The sequence below is a fragment of the uncultured Thiohalocapsa sp. genome (assembly GCF_913062725.1).
In the GTDB taxonomy this organism is placed as follows: Bacteria; Pseudomonadota; Gammaproteobacteria; order Chromatiales; family Chromatiaceae; genus Thiohalocapsa.
Window position 1 is genome coordinate 1 of record NZ_CAJXWY010000124.1, and the last position, 2,945, is coordinate 2,945.

Genomic DNA, 2,945 nt, shown 5'->3' on the forward strand with positions numbered 1-2,945 from the left:
TAAACCGATTCGTATATTTTTTGGCAGTAGCACACGGATAAGACCGAATCCTGAGCCTAAGTCGGACAGGCTCCTAGCTCCTGAGCGGACTGCCTCAATCGACGGCGGCGACGGCGGCGAGGCCGCGCAGGACGAGCTCGGGGATCTGCTCGGTGGACAGATGGGTTGCGGCGGCGAGGCGCCCGGCGTCGCCGCCGGTGAGGAGAAGGTGTGGCGGGGTGCCGGTGTGCGCCTGTAAGCGCTGGTGCAGGCGCTCGAGAAGGGCCGCCGGGGCCTGGATGCTGGCGGCGGCGATGGCTTCGCCGGTGTCGGCGGCCCAGGGCAGATCGGCGTCGGCGGGCTCGTGGAGCGGGATCTGGGTGCCGGCGAGCAGGCCCGTGCGCATGAGGCCGATGCCGGGCAGGATGAGACCGCCCAGGTGCTGGCCGTCGGCGGTGAGCAGGTCGTAGGTGATGGCAGTGCCGGCGTCGACGATGAGGCTGGCGGTTGCGGCTGCGTCGGCTTGTGCACGCTGATGAGCGGCGACCAGGGCCAGGAAACGATCGACGCCGAGGCGCTCGGGCACGGGGTAGGCGATACGCACGCCGAGGGCCCGGGGCTGGGTGCGAATCCAGCGCGGGCGGCGGTCGAAGCGCGATTCGCAGACCTGGATGACGGCATCCTTGACGGTTTGGGGGCCGACGCCGGCGGCGAAGATGGCGTCGACCTGGTCCAGTGCGTCCCAGATCGCCAGCAGGTCCATTGGCAGGGCGCCGTTGTGCAGCGCTGAGCCAACGCCCGTCAGGGGCGCACGCTGTCCGGCGCGCAACGCCCATTTGATGCTGCTGTTGCCGATATCGACCAGGAGTTGCATGGGTCCGTGCCGTTGCGCACGCCGATCCGTGCTGGCTGCGGTGCCCATCGGCGGGCACATCAGCGGTGGCGCGGGTCCAGCCCGGCGGTGAGCTGGTCGCCGCTGTTGCGCAGCCAATCCCGCAGCCGGTTGGAGTCTCCCACCGGCGTGAGCTTACCCTGGGCGTTGAGCAGGACGATGTAGAGCCGCCGGTCGGCGACCACGGCCTGCATCACCAGGCAGCGACCGGCTTCGTGGATATAGCCGGTCTTGCTCAGCTCCACGGTCCAGCGGCTGTCGCGCACCAGCGGGTTGGTGTTGCGATACTGGAGCGGTCCGCGTTTGGTTTCGGTGTAGGGGTGGGCGGTGAATTCGCCCGTGGAGGTGATGTCGCGGATGAGTGGGTACTGTGCGGCGGCGTGGATGAGTCGCACCAGGTCCTCGGCGGTGGAGGTATTGCCGGCGTCGAGGCCCGAGGCGTCGGCGAAGTGGCTGTCGCGCATGCCGAGTGCTTGCGCCTTGGCGTTCATGGCCGCGACGAAGGCGTCGGTGCCGCCGGCGAAGGTGGTGCGGCCCAGCGCATGGGCGGCGCGGTTGTCGGAGGACATGAGCGAGACACGCAGCATGTCGCGCCGCGTCAGCGTCGCCTCGTCGGTGTAGAGCCGGGAGCGGCTCCAGCGCAGGCGGTCGCGGTCCTGCTCGGTGATGGTGACGGGGTCGTCGAGGGGCACCGCGGCGTCGAGCACCACCATGGCCGTCATGAGCTTGGTGATGCTGGCGATGGGCCGGACCTCTTGCGGGTTACGGCTGTAGAGCCGGTTGCCGTTGTGGTCGATGATCAGCGCCACCGCCGAGCGGATGTCCGGCCCTGCGAGCACCGGCGCCATGCCTGCGAGCAGTGCACAGCCCATGACGGCCGCGATGACGCAGCGGCGTGCCTTGGTTTGCGGTCTCATCTGAGGTCTTCTCGCCAGCTGTTTGTTGCTACGGCGTAATGGTCTTAGAGTATGGCACGGTCTGAGCAAGTGTTGCGGCGGGGATGTCGGGTAGCGCCGTACGTTGGCCGCGATCATGCCTGCCGCTTCGCGCCGGCGGGCGTGGCCGGGGCGGCGTTGGGCGGTGCCGGCGGCAAAGACGCAAAAGCCCCGCTCAAGCGGGGCTTTTGGTCGCCATCCATGGCGGGCATGACGGCGTTACCGCCGTCGGGCAAGGCAATTTGCTGTTACATCATGCCCATGCCGCCCATGTCGCCCATGCCGCCGCCGCCGGCGGGCATCGGCGCCTCTTCCTTGGGCTCTTCGGCCACCATGGCCTCGGTGGTGATCATCAGTCCGGCCACGGAAGCGGCGTTTTGCAGCGCCGTGCGGCTGACCTTGGTCGGGTCGAGGATGCCCATCGCCACCAGATCGCCGTACTCGCCGTTGCTGGCGTTGTAGCCGAAGTTGCCCTCGCCGTCGGCGACCTTGTGCAGCACCACGCTGGCCTCGGCACCGGCGTTGGTGACGATCTGACGCAGGGGCTCTTCCATGGCGCGCAGGGCGATGCTGACACCCACGTCCTGTTCCTTGTTGGCGCCGTGGATGGTGCCGCGGATCCTGGTGAGCGCACGCACCAGGGCGACGCCGCCGCCGGGCACGATGCCCTCTTCCACCGCCGCGCGGGTGGCGTGCAGGGCGTCCTCGACGCGGGCCTTCTTCTCTTTCATCTCCACTTCAGTCGCGGCACCCACCTTGATGACGGCGACACCGCCGGCGAGCTTGGCCAGGCGCTCCTGCAGCTTCTCGCGGTCGTAGTCGGAGGTGGTGTCTTCGATCTGGGCACGGATCTGCTCGCAGCGGCCCTTGATCTCGTCGTCCTGACCGGCGCCGTCGATGATGGTGGTCTCTTCCTTGCTGATCTGCACCTTCTTGGCGGAGCCGAGCTCGTTCAGCGTGGCCTTCTCCAGCGTCAGGCCGACTTCTTCGCTGATGACGGTGCCGCCGGTGAGGATGGCGATGTCCTGCAGCATGGCCTTACGACGATCACCGAAGCCCGGGGCCTTGACGGCGCAGACCTTGATGATGCCGCGGATGGAGTTGACCACCAGGGTGGCCAGGGCCTCGCCCTCGATGTC

General features: G+C 68.3%; 3 protein-coding genes. All 3 read right to left on the reverse strand.

Annotated elements, in window-relative coordinates:
- Window positions 1-94: 94 nt before the first annotated feature.
- A complete protein-coding gene (locus QZ588_RS17930; RefSeq protein WP_295544473.1) occupies window positions 95-853 on the reverse strand; it encodes a type III pantothenate kinase in 759 nt (252 codons plus the stop codon).
- Window positions 854-912: 59 nt separating this feature from the next.
- Window positions 913-1,788 carry a D-alanyl-D-alanine carboxypeptidase family protein gene (locus tag QZ588_RS17935; protein WP_295544474.1) on the reverse strand — a complete coding sequence of 292 codons (876 nt, stop codon included), beginning with the start codon at window positions 1,786-1,788 and terminating at the stop codon, window positions 913-915.
- A gap of 266 nt (window positions 1,789-2,054) precedes the next feature.
- The coding region (gene groEL, locus QZ588_RS17940) for a chaperonin GroEL (RefSeq protein ID WP_295544475.1) at window positions 2,055-2,945 on the reverse strand (891 nt) is incomplete at its 5' end.